The organism is Stenotrophomonas sp. GD04145 (assembly GCF_029835135.1).
Taxonomy (GTDB): Bacteria; Pseudomonadota; Gammaproteobacteria; order Xanthomonadales; family Xanthomonadaceae; genus Stenotrophomonas; species Stenotrophomonas maltophilia_P.
Map to the genome: position 1 here is coordinate 1 of NZ_JAODZG010000037.1, position 17952 is coordinate 17952.

20 protein-coding genes are annotated in these 17952 nt (G+C 67.3%); 7 read left to right on the forward strand and 13 right to left on the reverse strand.

All coding sequences use genetic code 11. From position 1 onward, the window contains the following. The 4 genes from N7367_RS15115 to tsaD form a co-directional block, all read right to left on the reverse strand. Positions 1 to 2148 (reverse strand): glycoside hydrolase family 3 N-terminal domain-containing protein (locus N7367_RS15115; protein ID WP_279942704.1); only part of this gene is annotated, 2148 nt, incomplete at its 3' end. Positions 2149 to 2276: 128 nt separating this feature from the next. After that, entirely contained in the window at positions 2277 to 3548 is a 1272-nt protein-coding gene (locus N7367_RS15120; RefSeq protein WP_065175436.1) for a mechanosensitive ion channel domain-containing protein, read from the reverse strand. A 65-nt stretch (positions 3549 to 3613) separates the two neighbouring features. Next, positions 3614 to 3967, reverse strand: coding sequence for a dihydroneopterin aldolase (gene folB, locus N7367_RS15125; protein ID WP_053519479.1), 354 nt, complete (start codon positions 3965 to 3967; stop codon positions 3614 to 3616). 124 nt (positions 3968 to 4091) lie between these two features. Next, positions 4092 to 5117 carry a tRNA (adenosine(37)-N6)-threonylcarbamoyltransferase complex transferase subunit TsaD gene (tsaD, locus tag N7367_RS15130; protein WP_053519480.1) on the reverse strand — a complete coding sequence of 342 codons (1026 nt, stop codon included), beginning with the start codon at positions 5115 to 5117 and terminating at the stop codon, positions 4092 to 4094. A 167-nt stretch (positions 5118 to 5284) separates the two neighbouring features. Between tsaD and rpsU the strand changes: the two genes are divergently transcribed. Beyond that, the gene (gene rpsU / locus N7367_RS15135; RefSeq protein WP_002808376.1) at positions 5285 to 5500 is read left to right on the forward strand and encodes a 30S ribosomal protein S21; all 216 of its coding nucleotides are present in this window, start codon (positions 5285 to 5287) and stop codon (positions 5498 to 5500) included. A gap of 133 nt (positions 5501 to 5633) precedes the next feature. After that, positions 5634 to 6080, forward strand: a complete 447-nt coding sequence (locus tag N7367_RS15140; protein WP_065175438.1) for a GatB/YqeY domain-containing protein — start codon at positions 5634 to 5636, stop codon at positions 6078 to 6080. Positions 6081 to 6158: 78 nt separating this feature from the next. Here the strand turns inward: N7367_RS15140 and N7367_RS15145 are convergent, their stop codons facing one another. Continuing rightward, positions 6159 to 7097: a hypothetical protein gene (locus tag N7367_RS15145; protein WP_229765859.1), complete on the reverse strand. Its 939-nt coding sequence runs from the start codon at positions 7095 to 7097 to the stop codon at positions 6159 to 6161. Between the two features lie 212 nt (positions 7098 to 7309). Here N7367_RS15145 and N7367_RS15150 point away from each other — a divergent pair, with 212 nt between their 5' ends. The 4 genes from N7367_RS15150 to N7367_RS15165 are packed head-to-tail and all read left to right on the forward strand — an operon-like array spanning position 7310 to position 11564. Continuing rightward, entirely contained in the window at positions 7310 to 8236 is a 927-nt protein-coding gene (locus tag N7367_RS15150; protein WP_279942706.1) for a YihY/virulence factor BrkB family protein, read from the forward strand. Between the two features lie 60 nt (positions 8237 to 8296). Continuing rightward, complete coding sequence (dnaG, locus tag N7367_RS15155) at positions 8297 to 10036, forward strand: DNA primase (protein WP_053519483.1); 1740 nt, start codon at positions 8297 to 8299, stop codon at positions 10034 to 10036. Positions 10037 to 10063: 27 nt separating this feature from the next. Then, positions 10064 to 10564 carry a protein tyrosine phosphatase family protein gene (locus N7367_RS15160; protein WP_279942707.1) on the forward strand — a complete coding sequence of 167 codons (501 nt, stop codon included), beginning with the start codon at positions 10064 to 10066 and terminating at the stop codon, positions 10562 to 10564. A 28-nt stretch (positions 10565 to 10592) separates the two neighbouring features. Next, positions 10593 to 11564, forward strand: coding sequence for a bile acid:sodium symporter family protein (locus N7367_RS15165; protein WP_053519485.1), 972 nt, complete (start codon positions 10593 to 10595; stop codon positions 11562 to 11564). A gap of 48 nt (positions 11565 to 11612) precedes the next feature. Here the strand turns inward: N7367_RS15165 and N7367_RS15170 are convergent, their stop codons facing one another. The 5 genes from N7367_RS15170 to N7367_RS15190 form a co-directional block, all read right to left on the reverse strand. Further along, positions 11613 to 12419 (reverse strand): calcium-binding protein, encoded by an 807-nt coding sequence (locus N7367_RS15170; protein ID WP_253119761.1) that lies wholly within the window; start codon positions 12417 to 12419, stop codon positions 11613 to 11615. A gap of 140 nt (positions 12420 to 12559) precedes the next feature. Continuing rightward, the gene (cyoE, locus tag N7367_RS15175) at positions 12560 to 13453 is read right to left on the reverse strand and encodes a heme o synthase (protein ID WP_053519487.1); all 894 of its coding nucleotides are present in this window, start codon (positions 13451 to 13453) and stop codon (positions 12560 to 12562) included. A gap of 4 nt (positions 13454 to 13457) precedes the next feature. After that, positions 13458 to 14621: a COX15/CtaA family protein gene (locus N7367_RS15180; RefSeq protein ID WP_065175445.1), complete on the reverse strand. Its 1164-nt coding sequence runs from the start codon at positions 14619 to 14621 to the stop codon at positions 13458 to 13460. Positions 14622 to 14631: 10 nt separating this feature from the next. After that, positions 14632 to 15201, reverse strand: a complete 570-nt coding sequence (locus N7367_RS15185; protein WP_279942708.1) for a hypothetical protein — start codon at positions 15199 to 15201, stop codon at positions 14632 to 14634. A gap of 57 nt (positions 15202 to 15258) precedes the next feature. Beyond that, positions 15259 to 15972, reverse strand: a complete 714-nt coding sequence (locus N7367_RS15190; RefSeq protein ID WP_065175446.1) for an SURF1 family protein — start codon at positions 15970 to 15972, stop codon at positions 15259 to 15261. Between the two features lie 57 nt (positions 15973 to 16029). Between N7367_RS15190 and N7367_RS15195 the strand changes: the two genes are divergently transcribed. Continuing rightward, complete coding sequence (locus N7367_RS15195) at positions 16030 to 16248, forward strand: twin transmembrane helix small protein (RefSeq protein WP_008264755.1); 219 nt, start codon at positions 16030 to 16032, stop codon at positions 16246 to 16248. Positions 16249 to 16269: 21 nt separating this feature from the next. On the opposite strand, the gene N7367_RS15200 is transcribed toward N7367_RS15195, so the two are convergent. Genes N7367_RS15200 through N7367_RS15210 form a run of 3 tightly spaced genes read right to left on the reverse strand, consistent with a single transcriptional unit; the run spans position 16270 to position 17952 of the window. Beyond that, on the reverse strand, positions 16270 to 17145 hold the full coding sequence (locus N7367_RS15200; RefSeq protein ID WP_053519491.1) for a cytochrome c oxidase subunit 3: 876 nt from the start codon (positions 17143 to 17145) through the stop codon (positions 16270 to 16272). Positions 17146 to 17158: 13 nt separating this feature from the next. Beyond that, entirely contained in the window at positions 17159 to 17749 is a 591-nt protein-coding gene (locus N7367_RS15205; RefSeq protein ID WP_053519492.1) for a cytochrome c oxidase assembly protein, read from the reverse strand. Next, a complete protein-coding gene (locus N7367_RS15210) occupies positions 17746 to 17952 on the reverse strand; it encodes a hypothetical protein (RefSeq protein WP_053519493.1) in 207 nt (68 codons plus the stop codon). The genes N7367_RS15205 and N7367_RS15210 overlap by 4 nt, the downstream gene beginning before the upstream one ends.

The following is a 17952-nucleotide window of genomic DNA, read 5'->3' on the forward strand; positions in this document are numbered from 1 at the left end:
CGGCTCGCCAGCCGCTGACGACGCGCACACCCACAGCTCGAACAGGCCCGGCTCGGCACGCAGCACGCCATCGCGGCCGGTGAACGCCAACTGCTCGCGATGCAGGGTGAACACCACATCGGTGGATTCGCCCGGCTGCAGTGCGATCTTGCGGAAGTCCTTCAGCTCGCGCACCGGCCGCACGCGGCTGGCCACGCGGTCATGGATGTACAGCTGCACCACTTCCTCGCCGGCCACGGTACCGGTGTTGGTCAGCGTGGTGGTGATGGTCAGGGTGTCGTCCCAGCCCAGCTGTGCCGTGCTGAGCTGCGGCACGCCATAGGCGAAGGTGGTGTAGCCGATGCCATGACCGAACGGATACAGCGGCTCGTTGGGAATCTCGCGCCAGCGTGCCTTGAACTCCGACATCGTCGGCAGTTCGGGGCGGCCGGTACGCGGATGGTTGTAGAAATACGGTTGCTGGCCGGACACCTGCGGGAAGCTGACCGGCAGGCGGCCGGACGGGCTGTAGTCGCCGAACAGCACATCGGCCACCGCATGACCGGTCTGCGTGCCCAGGTACCAGGTGACCGCCACGGCCTGTGCATTGCGCACCGCACCTTGCAGGGCCAGCGCGCGGCCATTGCGCAGCAGCACCACCAGCGGCTTGCCGGTCATTGCCACCGCCTCGGCCAGTGCCTGCTGTGCCGGCGGCAGGGTGATCTCCACGCGCGACTGCGCTTCGCCGCTGTAGCGCTGCGGCTCGCCCAGCGCCAACACCACCACGTCGGCACGCAGCGCAGCCGCCACGGCGGCTTCGGTGCCCCCGGGGATCGCGGTTTCCAGATCGCAACCGGGCACGATCTCCAGCAGCGACGCGTCACCGATGGCGGCACGCACACCGGTTTCCAGGTCCACATAACGCTGCTTGTCGCCGAACAGGGTCCAGCAGCCTTCGATGTTTTCGCGGTCCTGCACGAACGGGCCGATCAGCGCGATCTTCTGCCCGGTCTTCTGCAGCGGCAGCACGTTGTCACGGTTGTTCAGCAGCACGATCGAACGGCGCGCGGCATCGCGCGAGAGCTCATCATGTGCGGCGATGTGCGAGTCGTCCGCTTCGCGGGCCGGGTCCAGCGACCGGTACGGGTCGTCGAACAGGCCGATGGTTTCCTTCAGCCACAGGATGCGGCGCACGCCCTCATCCAGCACCGCCATCGGCACCTCGCCGCTTTCCACCAGGCCTGGCAGGTGCTCGGCATAGAAGCCGCTCTGCATGCTCAGGTCCAGGCCTGCGGTGAAGGCCTTGGCGGTGGCGTCGCGGTCATCGGCGGCGTAGCCGTGCGCCACCAGTTCCATGTCGGCGGTGTAATCGGAGATCACCACACCCGGGAACTTCCACTCGCCACGCAGGATGTCGGTGAGCAGTTCTGCATTGGCGCTGGCCGGCACGCCGTTGATGTCGTTGAACGAGGACATCACCGTGATCGCACCGGCATCGAAGGCCGCCTTGAACGGCGGCAGGTGCACGTCGCGCAGGGTCTGCGGCGAGATGTCCACCATGTTGTATTCCATGCCGGCCATCACCGCGCCATAGGCGGCGAAATGCTTGGGCGTGGCCAGCAGCGAATCGGCGGCACGCAGGTCGCTGCCCTGGAAGCCGCGCACACGGGCGACGGCGAAGGCACAGCCCAGCACCACGTCCTCGCCTGCGCCTTCGGCGCCACGGCCCCAGCGCTGGTCGCGGGCGATGTCCACGGCAGGCGCATAGGTCCAGTGCAGGCCGGCGGCGGTGGCCTCGACCGCAGTGGCGCGGGCGGTGCGCTCGGCCAGGTCCGGCTCGAAGCTGGCGGCCTCGCCCAGCGGGATCGGGAACACGGTGCGCATGCCGTGGATGACGTCGGCAGCGAGGATGACCGGGATGCCCAGCCGGCTCTCCTCGGTCGCGACCTGCTGGATGCGGCGGCCCAGTTCGGCGCCCACCCCGTTGAACAGCGAGCCGACCTTGCCCTCGCGCACCTGCTGCAGCACCTGGTCGGCATTGCGCACGTTGGCTTCCGGGTTCACGTCCGGGGCGAACGGGCGGACCATGTCCGCGAAAACACCCAGCTGGCCGACCTTTTCCTCGACGGTCATCTGGGCAATGAGGGATTCGATGCGTTCGGAGGCCACCGGCAGTCCTTGATGAAAACGTTTACAAGCCCGGCATTCTAGCGATCCCGGGCCATTTGGCGAGAGGTTTCGGCATTCAGTTTCATCCACCAGCGGGGTCCGTACGGTCCCGCGGGCGGCACGGCAGCTTACTCCGAGCGGGCCGACTGGCGCTGCCCGGCCATCAACATGGCGTCGCTGGACGCCTGGAACACCCTCAGGCCGAAGGCCGGCAGGATCGCCAGCAGATGGTCGAAAATGTCCGACTGCACGGCCTCGTACTCCGCCCAGGCGGTAGTGCGGGTGAAGCAGTACAGCTCCAGCGGCAGGCCCTCGGTGGTCGGTTGCAGCTGTCGCACCAGCAGGGTCATGTCGGTGTGGATACCCGGGTGGCTGCGCAGGTAGCGCTCCACATAGGCCCGGAACGTGCCCAGATTGGTCACCCGGCGGCTGTTCACGTCCGCCACGCCCTGTTCGCGCAGGCGCCCGTTCCACTGCCCCAGCTCCTGCTCCTTGTCGCGCAGGTAGTCGCGCAGCAGGGCGAACTCACCAAGGAAGGCCAGGTCGCCCTCGTCCAGGAAGCCGACGCTGTGCTGGTCCAGGTACAGCGCGCGCTTGATGCGACGGCCACCGGCCTCCTGCATGCCGCGCCAGTTCTTGAACGACTCGGTCACCAGCTTCTTGGTCGGGATGGTGGTGATGGTCTTGTCGAAGTTCTGCACGGTGATGGTGTGCAGGGCGATGTCGATGACATCACCATCGGCGTTCTGGCTCGGCATCTCGATCCAGTCGCCGATGCGCACGCGGCCATCGCCACTGATCTGCACGCTGGCCACCAGCGAGAGGATGGTGTCCTGGAAGATCAGCATCAGCACGGCCGTGGCCGCACCCAGGCCGGTCACCAGCGGGCCCAGCGCCACGCCCAGCAGGGTGGAGATGATCGCCAGGCCGGCCGCCACGAAGATCACGATCTTGACCACCTGCAGGTAGCCCTTGATCGGCTTGTTGCGCGCATCCGGCTTGCGCTCGTACAGGCTGTTGGCCGCATCCAGCGCATGCGAGAAGGCCAGCGAGACGGTCAGCACCGCCCACACGATGCACAGCTTGACGATGACGCTGACCAGCCCGGGCGGCAGATCGGGAATGAGGGTGATGCCAGAGGCGATCACCTGGCTGGGCACCACGTTGGACAACCGCGAGATGACCCGCATCAGATGGCTGCCACGCCCGGATTCGGCACCGGGCAGGCGCTGCAGCAGACGGCGCAGGCCGCGCACCAGGATGCGCTTGGTCACCCAGTTGGCCAGGCCCGCCGCGAGCAGCAGGGCCGAAATCATCAACGCCAGGTAGGCGCCGGGATAGGGTTCCAGTGTGTTCTGCAGCCGCTCCATCCACTGTACCGCCACCACCGCATCCACCATCAGTCGTCTCCTGTTTCAGTCATTTCGCATGAAGAAGTTGCCGGCCGCCGGCCGACGCTGCTGTTTCAGCCGCGTTCGCGCTCGATGATCACGCCGACCGCGCGCGCGCCGCGCACCGCTCCCGGCTTGCTCAGCTTCAGCCGCAGCCAGCGCACATCGAACTCGTCGAGCACGATCTGCGCGCAACGCTCGGCCAGGGTCTCGACCAGGCCGAACTCCGATTCGCGCACGAACTGCTCCAGCCGCTTGCTGACCGCCTTGTAGTTGAGGGTATGGGCGATATCGTCGGTCGCTGCCGGGCGCCGGTTGTCGAAACCCATCTCCAGGTCGAACACCAGGTCCTGCCGGATCCGCCGTTCCCAATCGTAGATGCCGATCAGGGCGTCGATCGTCAGCCCCTCGATGAAAACCTTGTCCATTGCGGTTACCAGCCGGAAAACAGACGGTCATGGTAACGGCACGGAACCACCACTGCCTGAAACGACCGGATCCCGGCACGTCCGCCGCTACGGTCGCAGCCTGTGTGGATGGGTGCGCCGCGGGTCACACCGCGGGCAGCGTCGCCATGTCCCAGCGCGGGGTCACGTCAACGTTCGGCGGGTTGTGCTGCCCGGCCTGCAGGCGCAGGGCGCCGGCGAAAGCGATCATCGCGCCGTTGTCGGTGCACAGCGCCGGCCGCGGGAAGCAGGCACGCCCCCCGAGGCGTTCGGCCATCTGCTGCAGGCGGGCACGCAGCCGCGTATTGGCACCGACACCGCCGGCCACCACGATCACATTGGTGCCGGCTGCTTCCAGCGCGCGTTCGCACTTGATCGACAGGGTCTCCACCACCGCATCCTCGAAACCGCGCGCGATGTCGGCGCGGGTCTGGTCGCTCTGGTCGCTGTCACGCCAGGCCATCAGCACCTGGGTCTTCAGGCCGGAGAAGCTGAAATCCAGACCCGGGCGATCGGTCATCGGCCGCGCGAAACGGTAGGCCCCCGGGGTGCCCTGTTCGGCCAGCTTGGCCAGCTGCGGGCCGCCGGGATAGGGCAGCCCCATCAGTTTGGCAGTCTTGTCGAAGGCTTCGCCGGCCGCATCGTCCAGGGTCTCGCCCAGCAGGCGGTAGCGGCCGATGGCATCGACCGCCACCAGCTGGGTGTGGCCACCGGACACCAGCAGGGCCACGAACGGGGCCTGCGGCGGATCGTCCTCCATCAAGGGCGCCAGCAGGTGCCCTTCCATGTGGTGCACGCCCACGGCCGGCACCTCCAGTGCCCAGGCCAGGGCACGGGCCACCCCGGCACCGACCAGCAGCGCACCGACCAGCCCGGGGCCAGCGGTATAAGCCACGCCATCGATGTCGTCCACGCCCAGGCCCGCCTCGGCCAGGGTCTGCCGGACCAGCGGCAGCAGCTTGCGCACGTGGTCACGGCTGGCCAGCTCGGGCACCACACCGCCGTACTCGGCGTGCAGGGCGATCTGGCTGTAGACCGCATGGGCGCGCAGGGCCGCGCTGCCGGTCAGGTCGGTGTCGTACACCGCCACGCCGGTCTCATCACAGGAAGATTCGATGCCAAGGACTCGCATGCCTGCTATTATGACGCCCCTGCCGCCCCCTCGGGGTGACGTGCAGATCCCACTGCATCCGTATTGCTGGCCCGCATTCAGGCTTGCGTGCTTGCAGTTTGTTGATTCGCCGCTATAATGTGCGGCTCGCCGGGCGTGACCCGGTTCTACTGTGTCCCGGAGATTCCATGCCCAGCGTCAAAGTCCGCGAGAACGAGCCCTTCGAGTTTGCTCTTCGCCGCTTCAAGCGCACTTGCGAAAAGGCCGGTGTGCTGGCCGAAACCCGCAAGCGCGAGTTCTACGAAAAGCCGACCCAGGAGCGCAAGCGCAAGGCCGCCGCTGCTGTGAAGCGTCAGCTGCGCCGCTCGTCGCGCGACGTCACCAAGCGTCAGCGCCTGTACTGATCGGACGCATCTTCATTGCGGCGGGTTCGTCCTTCCGCGGTGAAGCCGAAGCCGGCACGCGCGAGCGTCGCCGGCTTTTTGCGTTTCCGGGCCCGGGCAACCGCCCTGCCCCACTACCACCACGAGGTCTCCCATGAGCATGAAGCAGCAGCTCACCGATGACATGAAGGCCGCCATGAAGGCGGGCGAGAAGGACAAGCTGGGCGTGATCCGCCTGATCAACGCCGCGATCAAGCAGAAGGAAGTGGACGAGCGTATCGAGCTCGACGACACCGCCGTGATCGCCGTGCTGGACAAGATGGTCAAGCAGCGCAAGGACTCGGTCAGCCAGTACGAAGCGGCCAACCGTGAAGACCTGGCCGCGATCGAGCGTGCCGAGATCGTGGTCATCGAGGCCTACCTGCCCGCCAAGATGGGTGAGGCCGAGATCGCCGCCGCCATCCAGGCCGCCATTGCCGAAACCGGTGCCACCGGCCCGGCCGACATGGGCAAGCTGATGGGGGCGCTGAAGCCGAGGCTCGCCGGTCAGGCCGACATGGGCGTGGTGTCCAAGCTGGTCAAGCAGGCCCTGGCTGGCTGATCCGCCACCGCCCCTGCCGGACACGACAAGGCCCGCTTCACGCGGGCCTTGTCATTGCTGCAGCGGCCAGGCCAGCGCTTACACCTGGCGGCAGTTGCGCAGGGTCATGGAACTGCCTTCCACCGCGCTGACCTCGCCTTCCAGCTTGGCCCAGTCGCGCTCGCGCAGCATGGCGAAGTTGGCCGCCTGGTCCGGAGCGAATTCGCAACGGATGGTGTAGTTGTTGTTGTTGAAGGTGTCATTCTGGCGGATCCGCAACAGGCCACGGGTCGGCGTCACCAGGTAGTTGATCGATCCGACCTCACCCGGACGGCTGGAGTAGCTGTTCGAGTTGACCGTGTAGATCTGGCCGTCGATCCGGTAGCGGCGACCGATGTACTTGGCATACACCGGCAGGAAGGTGGCCGAACGGTCGCCCAGGTCTTCCTTGTTGGTGGTGGTGCCCAGCAGCAGGTCCTTGAAGCTGCCCGCAGCGTTGTAGGCCGCCATCGTATCGCGCACCTCCTTGCCCATCTTCTTGGACAGGTCCGGCGCGGTCACGTCCTCCGCCACGGAAGTCGGATACTGCGCGCGCGCAGCGGCGGCCAGCGCGTCCCCCTGGCTGCCCCCCTTGAGCTTGTCGAGCATGTCGCACATCGACTTGCGGGCATCCTCCTGGGCGATGGTCTGGCCGCGGGCCAGCTTGGTGGCCAGGGTGACCCGGCCGCTGCGGTCGGCGGTGCCGATCAGCACCAGCGGCGTGCGCAGGCCCTTGGTCTGGATCAGGTACTGGTTGCCGGTATCGCCTTCCACCAGCTGGCCGCCCACCTCGAACTGGTCATCGGCACCGATCTTGCGAAGCTGGTCCAGTGCACTCTGCACCTTCAGACCGGGCACCGTCAGGTCGGCCATGTACATTGCGCCATTGCGCGGATCCCCTACCGTCTTGAAGGCCTTTTCGCAGGCCGTGGACGCCGCAGCGGCCGAACCGCTCGTCGCCAGCAGCAACACCATCGTGGTGCAGACCATCCCTTTCATAACGCGTCCTTTTGCAGAGAAGTTGGATTGTCGTGGCCCCGCACACCGGCGGTGGGCCCGGATACCGCGGCGGCAGCCCCAGCGCGCCCTCGGTCCGGGCAGAAGGATAACGCGGACTTCGCTGCATTCTGCGACCGCGCTTCCACTTCACCTGCCGCAACGCCGGCATCTGCTAGAAAAGGAAGCCTGTACCGCTCCAGCCGACGCCGTAGATGTCGCATCCCCGCACCTTCCTGCCCATCGTCCGATCGCGCCTGGAGAAGCTGCAGGACAGCTTCCCGATGGCCGTGGCCAAGCGCTTCGTCGAAATCGACGTCCTGACCCAGGCCGCATCGGTTTCGTTCTATTCCCTGCTGTCGATGGCGCCGTTGCTGGTGCTGCTGCTGTGGTTGACCGCCTCGCTGTACCCGCCCGCGCAGCAGGCGCTGATCAGCCAGATCGGCTCGGTGGCCGGCAGCAGCGTGGCCAGCGTGGCCGATACCGTGCTGCACAACGCCAACAGCCAGCCGAGCATGGGCTCGCTGGCCGGGTTGTGGAGCACCCTGCTGCTGTTCGTCGGCGCCACCGCCGTGTTCGCACAGCTGCAGAACGCACTCAACCGCATCTTCCATACCAGCGGCCAGCGCCTGGAAGGCGTCCGGGCCTGGCTGCGCAAGCGCGTGTTCTCCTTCGGCGTGGTGCTGGCGCTGGGCTTCCTGCTGATCCTGTCGATGACCGCCACCACCGCCCTGCAGGTGGTATTCGCGCAGCTGCCATCGGTGTTGCCGGCCATCGGTTACGTGACCACGCTGCTGCTGTACACGCTGGCCTTCGCCTTCCTCTACCACTATCTGCCCGACCGTCGCGTAGCCTGGCGCCAGGCCTTCATCGGCGGGGCCATCACCTCGCTCCTGTTCGCCCTGGGGCGCTACGGCATCGGCGTCTACATCGCCACCGTGGCACCCGGCAGCGCCTACGGTTCGATGGGCGCCCTGGTGATCGCGCTGGTCTGGATCTACTACGCTACCGCGGTGTTCTTCGTCGGCGCCCTGATGACCGCGGTGATCGACGAGCGCCTGAGTGCCCGGGCACAGCGGGCTGCCGCCAGCGCCGGCGGCAGCAGCGAACAACAGGCCGGCCCGACCATCGCCAGCGAGTAAACTAGGGGGACCTGCCGCCCCTGCTGCGCGCCCCAGCGGCCGCGCCCTGCCCTGCTGCCCATGGCCCGTATCCCCGACGCTTTCATCGACGACCTGCTGGCCCGCACCGACATCGTCGAGGTGGTGGGCAGCCGCGTGCCGTTGAAGCGACAGGGCAAGGAGTACGCGGCACGCTGCCCGTTCCATGACGAGCGCTCGGCCTCGTTCACCGTCTCGCCGACCAAGCAGTTCTATCACTGCTTCGGCTGCGGTGCGCACGGCACCGCAATCAGCTTCCTGATGAACTACGACCGCCTTGAGTTCCTCGACGCGGTGGATGAGCTGGCCAAGCGCGCCGGCATGGACGTGCCACGCAGCGAGAACCCGCGCAGCGCCCAGCAGCAGGACGACAGCCGCGAACTCTATTCGGCACTGGATGCAGCGGCGCGCTTCTTCCAGAAGAACCTGGAGGGCAGCGACAAGGCCCGCGCCTACCTTGACGGCCGTGGCGTGGACGAACAGAACCGCGCCCGCTTCCAGATCGGCTATGCGCCCGACGGCTACAGCGGCCTGCGCGATGCGCTGGGCAAGGACGAGCGGCGGATGAAGCTGCTCGACCGTGCCGGCCTGTTCTCCAAGAACGACCGGGGGCACGTCTACGACAAGTTCCGCGACCGGGTGATGTTCCCGATCTTCGACCGCCGTGGACGGGTGATCGCCTTCGGTGGACGGGTGTTCGAGAAGGACGACGGTCCCAAGTACCTCAATTCGCCCGAAACCGCGCTGTTCCACAAGGGCCGCGAACTGTACGGCCTGTGGCAGGTGCGCCAGGCGAACCAGAAGATCGAGCGGCTGATCGTGGTCGAGGGTTACATGGACGTGGTCTCGCTGTTCCAGTTCGGCGTCACCCAGGCGGTGGCGACGCTGGGCACCGCGACCACGCCCGACCATGCCGAGCTGCTGTTCCGAAACGCACCGGACGTGTTCTTCTGCTTCGATGGCGATGCCGCCGGCCGCCGCGCCGGCTGGAAGGCACTGGAGTCGGTGCTGCCGCGCATGAAGGACGGCCGCCAGGCCTTCTTCCTGTTCCTGCCCGACGGCGAGGACCCGGACACCATCGTGCGCAAGGAAGGCGCTGAGGCCTTCAACGAACGCCTGAAGCAGGCCACGCCGCTATCGCAGTTCTTCTTCGACGAGCTGACCCGCGAGATCAACATGGGCACGCTGGACGGCCGGGCACGCCTGGCCGAGCGGGCCAGACCGATGCTGGCGCAGATTCCCGATGGCGCGTTCGGTGACCTGATGAAGCAGCAGCTGGCGCAGCTGACCGGGCTCGGTGCGGCCACGCAGAATACCCGCACGGCGATGCCGCAGCGCCCTCCGGCACGGTCGATCCAGCCGGTGGCCAAGCGCAGCCTGGTGCGGGGTGCGATCGCCGTGCTGCTGCAGCAGCCGTCGCTGGCGCTGACCCTGGGCGGCAAGCATCACTTCCAGGGCCTGCGCCTGCCGGGTGTGGAGCTGCTGCTGGAGCTGCTGGCGCTGGTCGAACAGCGTCCCGATATCAGCACCGGCGCGCTGCTGGAGCATTTCGACGGGCGTGAGGAGCAGGCCTCGCTGCACACGCTGGCCGCCCAGACCCTGCCCGGCAGCGAAGCGATCTGGACCCAGGAACTGCACGACGCCGTGGCCCAGCTGGAGAAACAACTGTTGCAGCAACGTCTGGAAGAGCTGTTGGCAAAGCAGCGGCAGCAGGGACTGGACGATACTGACAAGTACGAACTGCGCGAGCTGCTCAAGGCCCGCGCCAGCCTGGGCCGGTAGCGGCGGAACGTTTTAACGGAGAGGACCATGCTGCTGCGCCTGACCTGCCTGCTGTTGCTGTCCCTCTGCCTGCCGCTGGCGGCCTTGGCCGCAGATGCCCCGCTCAATGAAGCCCGCCCCGGCCTGTATGCCGGCGGCCAGCCCAGTGCCGCACACCTGCGCGAACTGGCTGCGCAAGGCGTACGCACCGTGATCGACCTGCGCCAGCCCGACGAGGACCGTGGTTTCGATGAAACCCGCGCGGCCGAATCGCTGGGCCTGCGCTATGTGCGCATCCCGGTGGCCGGCGCCGAGGGCCTGGATGCGGCCAATGTGCGCGCCGTGCACCAGGCCCTGCAGCAGAGCCAGGGGCCGGTGCTGCTGCACTGCGCGTCCGGCAACCGCGCCGGTGCCGTGCTCGGACTGGTCAATGCACGCTACGAACATGCCAGCCCGGAACAGGCGCTTCAGCTGGGCCAGCGCGCCGGCCTGAAGTCGCTGGAAGCGGCCACCCGCCAGCGTCTGGCCACACCGGTCACCTCGCCCTGAACCCTCCACACCAAGGAGTCTGCCCCCCATGACCCGCTGGTGGTCGCGCCTGCGACCGGACAACTTCACCCTGGCCCTGCTGTGCACGGTCGGCCTGGCGTCGCTGCTGCCGATGAAGGGCGCCGCCGCCATCGTCCTGGACGATGTCACCACGGTCGCCATCGCCGCGCTGTTCTTCCTGCACGGGGCGCGCCTGCCGCGCGAATCGATCATCGGCGGCATGCTGCACTGGCGCCTGCATCTGACCATTCTCGCCTGCACCTTCCTGCTGTTTCCGATGCTGGGCCTGATGTTCAAGCCGCTGTCGGGCTGGCTGTTGACCCCGGAGCTGTACCTGGGCGTGCTGTTCCTGTGCACCCTGCCCTCCACCGTGCAGTCGTCCATCGCCTTCACCTCGATGGCGCGCGGCAATGTGCCGGCGGCCGTCTGCAGCGCATCGCTGTCGAGCATCCTCGGTGTGTTCCTCACACCGCTGCTGTTGACCGCGCTGGCCGGCACCTCCGGCGGCGTGCACGACCCGCTGCATGCGATCGGCGGCATCATGCTGCAGCTGCTGGTGCCGTTCGTGGCCGGCCACCTGCTGCGCCCGTGGATCGCCGGCTGGGTCGAGAAGCAGCGCGCGCTGCTGCGCTACACCGACCAGGCCACCATCCTGCTGGTCGTGTATTCGGCGTTCGGCGAAGCCGTCACCGAAGGGCTCTGGAGCAAGACCCCTGTGCTGTCGCTGCTGGCAGTGGCCGTGGTAGCTGCCGTCCTGCTCGGTATCGCCATGCCGCTGATCACCTTCATCGCCCGTCGCCTGCACTTCAACCGCGAGGACGAGATCGCCATCGTGTTCTGCGGCTCCAAGAAGAGCCTGGCCACTGGCGTGCCGATCGCCAAGGTGCTGTTCGCCGGGGGCAGCCTCGGTGCCATCGTGCTGCCGGTGATGATCTACCACCAGATCCAGCTGATCGTCTGCGGCGTGATCGCGCAGCGATATGCGCGGCGCAAGTCCTGATTGGGCGCGCGGGTTGTTGTGGGAAAACCATCCACGCATGGCGTGGATCTACTGATCCACCAGCGTGCCAACGCTCAGCTGCGGCATCCACACCCACAGGTCGTATTCTCGGCTGGCATGGGTGTTGACCTCCGGCTCACGGGCTGGCCATTCGAGCAGGGCCAACGCCTTGCAGCGGTCCATGCATCCCCAGAAGTGGCCGCGCAACGCTTCCAGCCGCACGCTGTAGACATCCAGATCGCGCAGTGCCGATGCCATCGGCTGGGTCTGCATTTCCGGCGGAGCGTCGGCCGGGCGCTGCAGCATGGCGTGGACATTACCGGTCAGCACGACCATGCGTGCGCCATCGGGCAGGCGCCGGTACAGGCGCCGCAGTTCGGCGGCCATGCGGTCATCGCGGGCCTGGCTGCTGCCGTCACTGTGGTTGACGTCGTAGCCGACCACCTCGATCGCGCGGCCCTGCGCCTTCAGCACACGCAGGCCTTCGATCATCGCCAGCATGTCGCGGCTGCGGCGACCATCATGCTGGTCGTCGCGCACGGTCCAGAACGCGCGGCCGTGCAGGTGCTGGCGCACCGCGGCCCCGCCATCGGAAGCCAGGTAATCGCGTAGCGTGGGGTTCTCGGCGCGCGGCAGTTCCAGCGCCAGCAGGACCGGGCCGTTGCGGCTGTAGTCGTCCACCAGTTGGCGCACCAGCACCGGCGTCTCACGCGTGCCATGGAATTCGCCCAGTACCAGCAGGCGGTGATCACCGGCGTACTGGCGGATCTGCGCGACGGTGTCGTCGGCATGCGCACTGAGGGCCATGCCCAGCGCCAGCAGCAGCGCTGTGGTCCAGCGGAAAATCGAATGCATCCCTGCTCGCTCCTTTCCTTGAGGTCAGGAACAGCAATGGCGACGCCGCTGGAAGAGATCAAGTGTAGAGCCGAGCCCACGCTCGACTGCTCTTCCACCCCACCTCAGCCGAGCATGGGCTCGGCTCTACAGGTGGCGCCTTACAACCAGGGCAGGATCCAGTGGTCGATCAGCAGGAAGGCGAACAGCGCCATCAGATAGACGATGGAGTACTGGAACATCTTCATCGAGAACAGCTCATCCGGCGGATCCAGCATGCGCCACGCATACCAGAGGAACACCGCGTTGAGCACGATCGCACCGCCCAGGTAGAACGGTCCGCTCATGCCCACCAGATAGGGCAGCAGGCAGACCAGGGCCAGCACCACCGAATACACCATGATCTGCCTGCGGGTATGCACCACGCCGTGGGTCACCGGCAGCATCGGGATCTTCGCCTTGGCGTAGTCCTCGCGGCGGAAGATCGCCAGCGCCCAGAAATGCGGCGGCGTCCAGATGAAGATGATCAGCACCAGCAGCGACGAGTACGCCCAGTCCGAAGAGCCCTGCATTCCGGTGACGGCGGCCCAGCCCAGCATCGGTGGCATCGCGCCGGCCAGACCACCGATGACGATGTTCTGCGAGGTCGCACGCTTGAGGTAGACCGTATAGATCACCGCATAACCGATCAGCGAAGCGAAGGTCAGCACGGCGGTGATCACGTTCACCCACAGCACCAGGATCGTCATCGACAGCACGATCAGCGCGCCGGCGAACACCAGCACCTGCCACGGCTTGACCTTGCCGACCACCAGCGGCCGCCACGAGGTGCGCGCCATCTGCGCATCGATGTGCGCATCCAGCAGCTGGTTGATCGCAGCCGCAGCCGAGGCCGCCAGCCAGATGCCGAGGAAGCCGAGCAGGCCCGCGCGTACCTGTTCCCAGCTGGGCACGCCTGGAATGGCCAGGACCATGCCCACCAGGGCGGTGAACACGATCAGGGCGACGACCTTGGGCTTGGTCAGGTCCCAGTACTGGCGGTAATTGGAGAACATCGGATCAGTCCGGGGCACGCAGGCGGGCCAGCAGGCTGACCAGCACGAACAACAGGGCAACGGCCACGCCGTTGTGCGCCACCGCCACTTCCAGCGGCAGCGCCAGCTTCACGTTGAGGATGCCGAGGGTGACCTGCAGCACCAGCAGCACGATCAGCGCAGTCGCCCAGCCCCGCATGCTCGGCAGGCGGAACAGACGCACGCCCAGCCACAGCAGGTAGGCAGCCACCACGATGGCGAACAGGCGATGCGCCAGCTGGATGGCGATGCGCGAGGCGCCATCGAGCACGCCCCCTTCGTAGTCCACGCCGATGCCACGCCACAGGGTGAAGCCTTCGACGAAGTTGTGCTGCGGCCACCACTGGTTGGCACAGCGTGGGAAGTTGTCCAGCGAGGCGCTGCCGCCGCCGCAGGCCAGCGCCGCGTAGTTGGCACTGACCCAGCCGCCCAGTGCGATCTGGGTGACCAGCACGACCACGGCGGCACGCAGCAGCCACTTCAGCCTGGGCGCCTCGGCCAGCGTGATCGGCAGATGCGTGGCCCGCCACGCCAGCCACACCAGCAGGCCGAACATCAGCATGCCGCCCAGCAGGTGGCCCATCACCACGATCGGCTTCAGCAGCAGCGTCACCGTCCACATGCCCAGCAGGGCCTGGAAGATCACCACCGCCAGGGTCAGTACCGCCGCGCGCGCCAGATCGATGTTGTTCCAGCGCAAGGCGGCAATCAGCAGTATCGCCTCACCACTCAGGGCCAGGGCACTGGCCGTTGCATGCCAGCCCATCATGTACAACGGTATGCCGGCAGCCACCAGCACGCAGGCGGTGACGACCGCCGCGGTTCCGAACCGGCGCCTGCGCGTGGCCAGCAGGGCCAGGGTCAGGATCTCGATGCCCAGCGCGCCGGCCAGGAAGCGGTGCACCTGCTCGCGCCAGGCCTTGTGCGTTTCCAGCGGACGGATATCGGCAGCCGGGTGGCCAACCGTCTCCTCGATGTGCTGCGGCCAGGTCGCGCGGCCATAGCAGGTCGGCCAATCCGGGCAGCTCAGCCCCGCATCGGACAGACGGACGAAGGCACCGAACATGATCGTGCTCGCGGTCATGATCATGGCGAACCACGCCAGGCGGTGGAAATTGCGGTGCAGCGCCGGACGCGCGGAAAGGCTCATCAAACAGGACTCACTTCAGTTTCAGCAACGTGGCCATGTCCTTGCGCAGGCCCCCGAGGTCGCTGCCCGGGGCATGGCGCATGATCACGAAGCCGTTCGGATCGATCACGTAGACCGGCAGGCCAGCCGGATCGTCGACGCCGGGCAGGGCCGCGCGCAGCGCTGGCGACGGTGCCAGCGGCCGCAGCGCGGGCAGCGAGGCGATCGACGCCGGTGGCGGACCCAGCCACAGGATCTCGACATTATCGGCGTTATGGCCGAACAGCTGCCACACCTTGCCCAGTCCCTGCGACAAAGTGACGCACTGCGCGTCGCAGGCACCGGCCGGTGCCACCAGCAGGCGCCAGGTGCGCGCCTCCGGATTCCAGGGATAGGCCGTGCCGTCGGCCAGGGTCGGTAGCTGCTGGCGCAGGTCCACCGGGGGTTTGAGCAGCTGTCCACTGTTGCGGTGGCCGGTGGGCTGCCATCCGGAGAAGCGCAGCACGGCCGCCAGCGCCATTGCCCCGAAGAACACGGCGAACAACAGCACCAGGGTCCGGCGACCGGAACCGCGCGCCTGCGGGGATGTAGCAGTGTTCATGCGGGCATTTTCTCATGGTTGGACAGGGGATGCCGGGCGCCCGAAGTCGGGCCGGCGCTAGCGTGGAACGCGCCTGCTGCGCCCTTCCAGCACCAGCGCAACCACCAGCACGGTCAGCGCCAGGCCGAACCATTGCACGGCGTAACCCAGGTGGCGCTGCGGGGGCAGCGTGTTCGGCAGCAGATCGAGGTCGCGTTCATCACCGAAGGGCAGCGCCGGATCAAGCCGCAGCACGCGCTCCGGCAGTGCAGGCAGCCCCAGCGCCGTCGCCAGGCCCTCGGCAGGCAGCCGGCTGGCCAGCCAGCGCTGCGCCTCACCGGTTGCAGAGAACGCCGGGCCCAGCGCCAACCCTGCCGACGGCGGCGGCGCCAGCAGCCCGCGCACGGCCACCGGCGAAGGCGGCGGCGGCAGGTCGGGGAGCGTGCGGTCGGCGGGCAGCGCGCGCCAGCCGAGGTCGACCAGCAGCACGCTGCCGCCGTCGCTGCGGAAGGGGCGATAGATCTTCACCCCGGCCCGGCCGTGCCGGGTCTGGTTGTCCAGCAGCACCACGCCCGGCAGGAAGCGGCCATGGTCGGCCACGCCATGCAGCGCGCCCGGCGCCGCCAGTGCCTGCGCCAGCGGAAGTGCCTGCGCCGCAGCGGGGCCCTGCGCATCCAGCATGGCCTGCTTTGCATGCATGCGCTGCAACTGCCACAGGCCCAGCGCGGTGAATCCCGTGATCGCCACCAGCGCCAGCAGCCAGCCGATCACCCGCGTGTGCTGGCGCATCATGACAAGTCCGCGCAAACGCGGTCAGATAGGCACATCCACCCTGCCCTCGAGCCGCGCATGAGTGATTCGCTGAAGACCCTGCTGGTGATCGCGTTTCTGATCGTCATCGTCTGGAACCTGGGCGCCGGGCTGTACTACCTGCTGGTCGACCGGGGCCAGACCAAGCGCACGGTCAACGCACTGACGCGCCGCATCGCGGTGTCGGTGGCGTTGATCGTACTGGTGATCGTGAGCATCTACATGGGCTGGATCAAACCGCACGGCATCGGTGGCTGAGTACGCCACCGGCATCGGCGCTTACAGCACGTAGACGAACAGGAACAGCATCAGCCACACCACGTCGACGAAGTGCCAGTACCACGCAGCGGCTTCGAACGCGAAATGGTTGTCGCGGGTGAAATGCCCCTTCGCCGAGCGCAGCCACATCACGATCAGCATGATCGTGCCCAGCAGCACGTGCGCACCGTGGAAACCGGTCAGCATGAAGAACGTCGACCCGTAGATGCCCGAGCCGAGCGTCAGGTTCAGCTCCTTGTAGGCGTGGATGTACTCCTCCGCCTGCAGGGCAAGGAAGCCCAGGCCCAGCGCCACGGTCAGGCCCAGCCAGACCAGCAGCTGGCGACGGTGCCCGGCCTTCAGCGCATGGTGGGCGATGGTGAGCGTCACGCCGGAAGTCAGCAGGATCAGCGTATTGATCAACGGCAGGCCCCAGGCCGGAATGGTCTGGAAGGCCCCGCCGATCGCCGCCGGGCCGTTGGTGGGCCACCCCGCGGAGTAGCCCTGCCACAGCAGCTCGTTGGTCATCACCCCGCGTCCCTCGCCGCTGAGCCAGGACAGGCCCAGGTGGCGGGTGTAGAACAGTGCGCCGAAGAATGCGCCGAAGAACATCACCTCGGAGAAGATGAACCAGACCATGCCCATCCGGAACGAACCATCGACCTGGCGGTTGTAGTTGCCGGCCTGCGATTCGCGCACCACGTCGCTGAACCACCAGAACAGGGTCAGCACCAGCATCGCGATGCCGATGTAGAACGTCCAGCGCCCCCAGCTGGCATCGTTGAGCCAGCTGGCCACGCCCACCATGGTGACCATCATCGCGATGGAGCCCACGAATGGCCATTTGCTCTGGGCCGGGACGAAGTACACGTTGGCGTCGGTCGGTGTCTGGGCCATGTCGTTATCCGGGTCAGGGAGCGGCGTGCGCGCCTTCCGAGGTGGCGGCCGGAGCCAGCCGATCGGACAGCGCGTCGTTGCGGTAGAAGGTGTAGGACAGGGTGATCGTCTTGATTTCCGGCGGCAGATCCGGATCGACGATGAAGCGCACCGGCATGTCGCGCTTCTCGCCGGCCTGCAGCGTCTGCGCGGTGAAGCAGAAGCACTCGGTCTTGCTGAAGAATCCGGAGGCACGTGCTGGCGCGACAGAGGGCACCGCACTGCCGACGATCGCCTGTGGGCCGTCATTGCGGGCGTAATACAGCGCCTCGTTCAGCTCACCGGGCACCACGTCCATGGTCAGCTGCTCGGGATGGAATGCCCATGGCAGCCGCGAATTGACCCCGCCATCGAACTCCACCCGCACGGTGCGCTTTGCGGTGGCAGCCCCCACGCTGGCCTCGCTGCCCGGGCCGCGCTCCAGGCGCACGCCGAACACCTTCTCGCACGCGATGCGATACAGCGGCACCAGCGAGAAGGTCAGCAGGAACACGGCCACGGCAACGCCGATCAGGCGCGGCAGGCCGGCGCTGGGCGACGGTGTGCTGGCCGGTGTCGGGCTCATCGTCCGATCACCCCGCTGAGAATGAAGGTGGCATAGACCAGTACGGCGATGGCGCCCACCACGACCGCCGTGCGCCGGGCACGCCGGCGCTGCTGTTCGATGCCCTGAGTCTCGCCGCCGTACAGCCGGGCCCTGCCCGGCTGCTCTTCGACAGCCGAGCCGGGCTCGGCTCTACAGGTCTGGAGCGGGCTCTCGTTATGCAT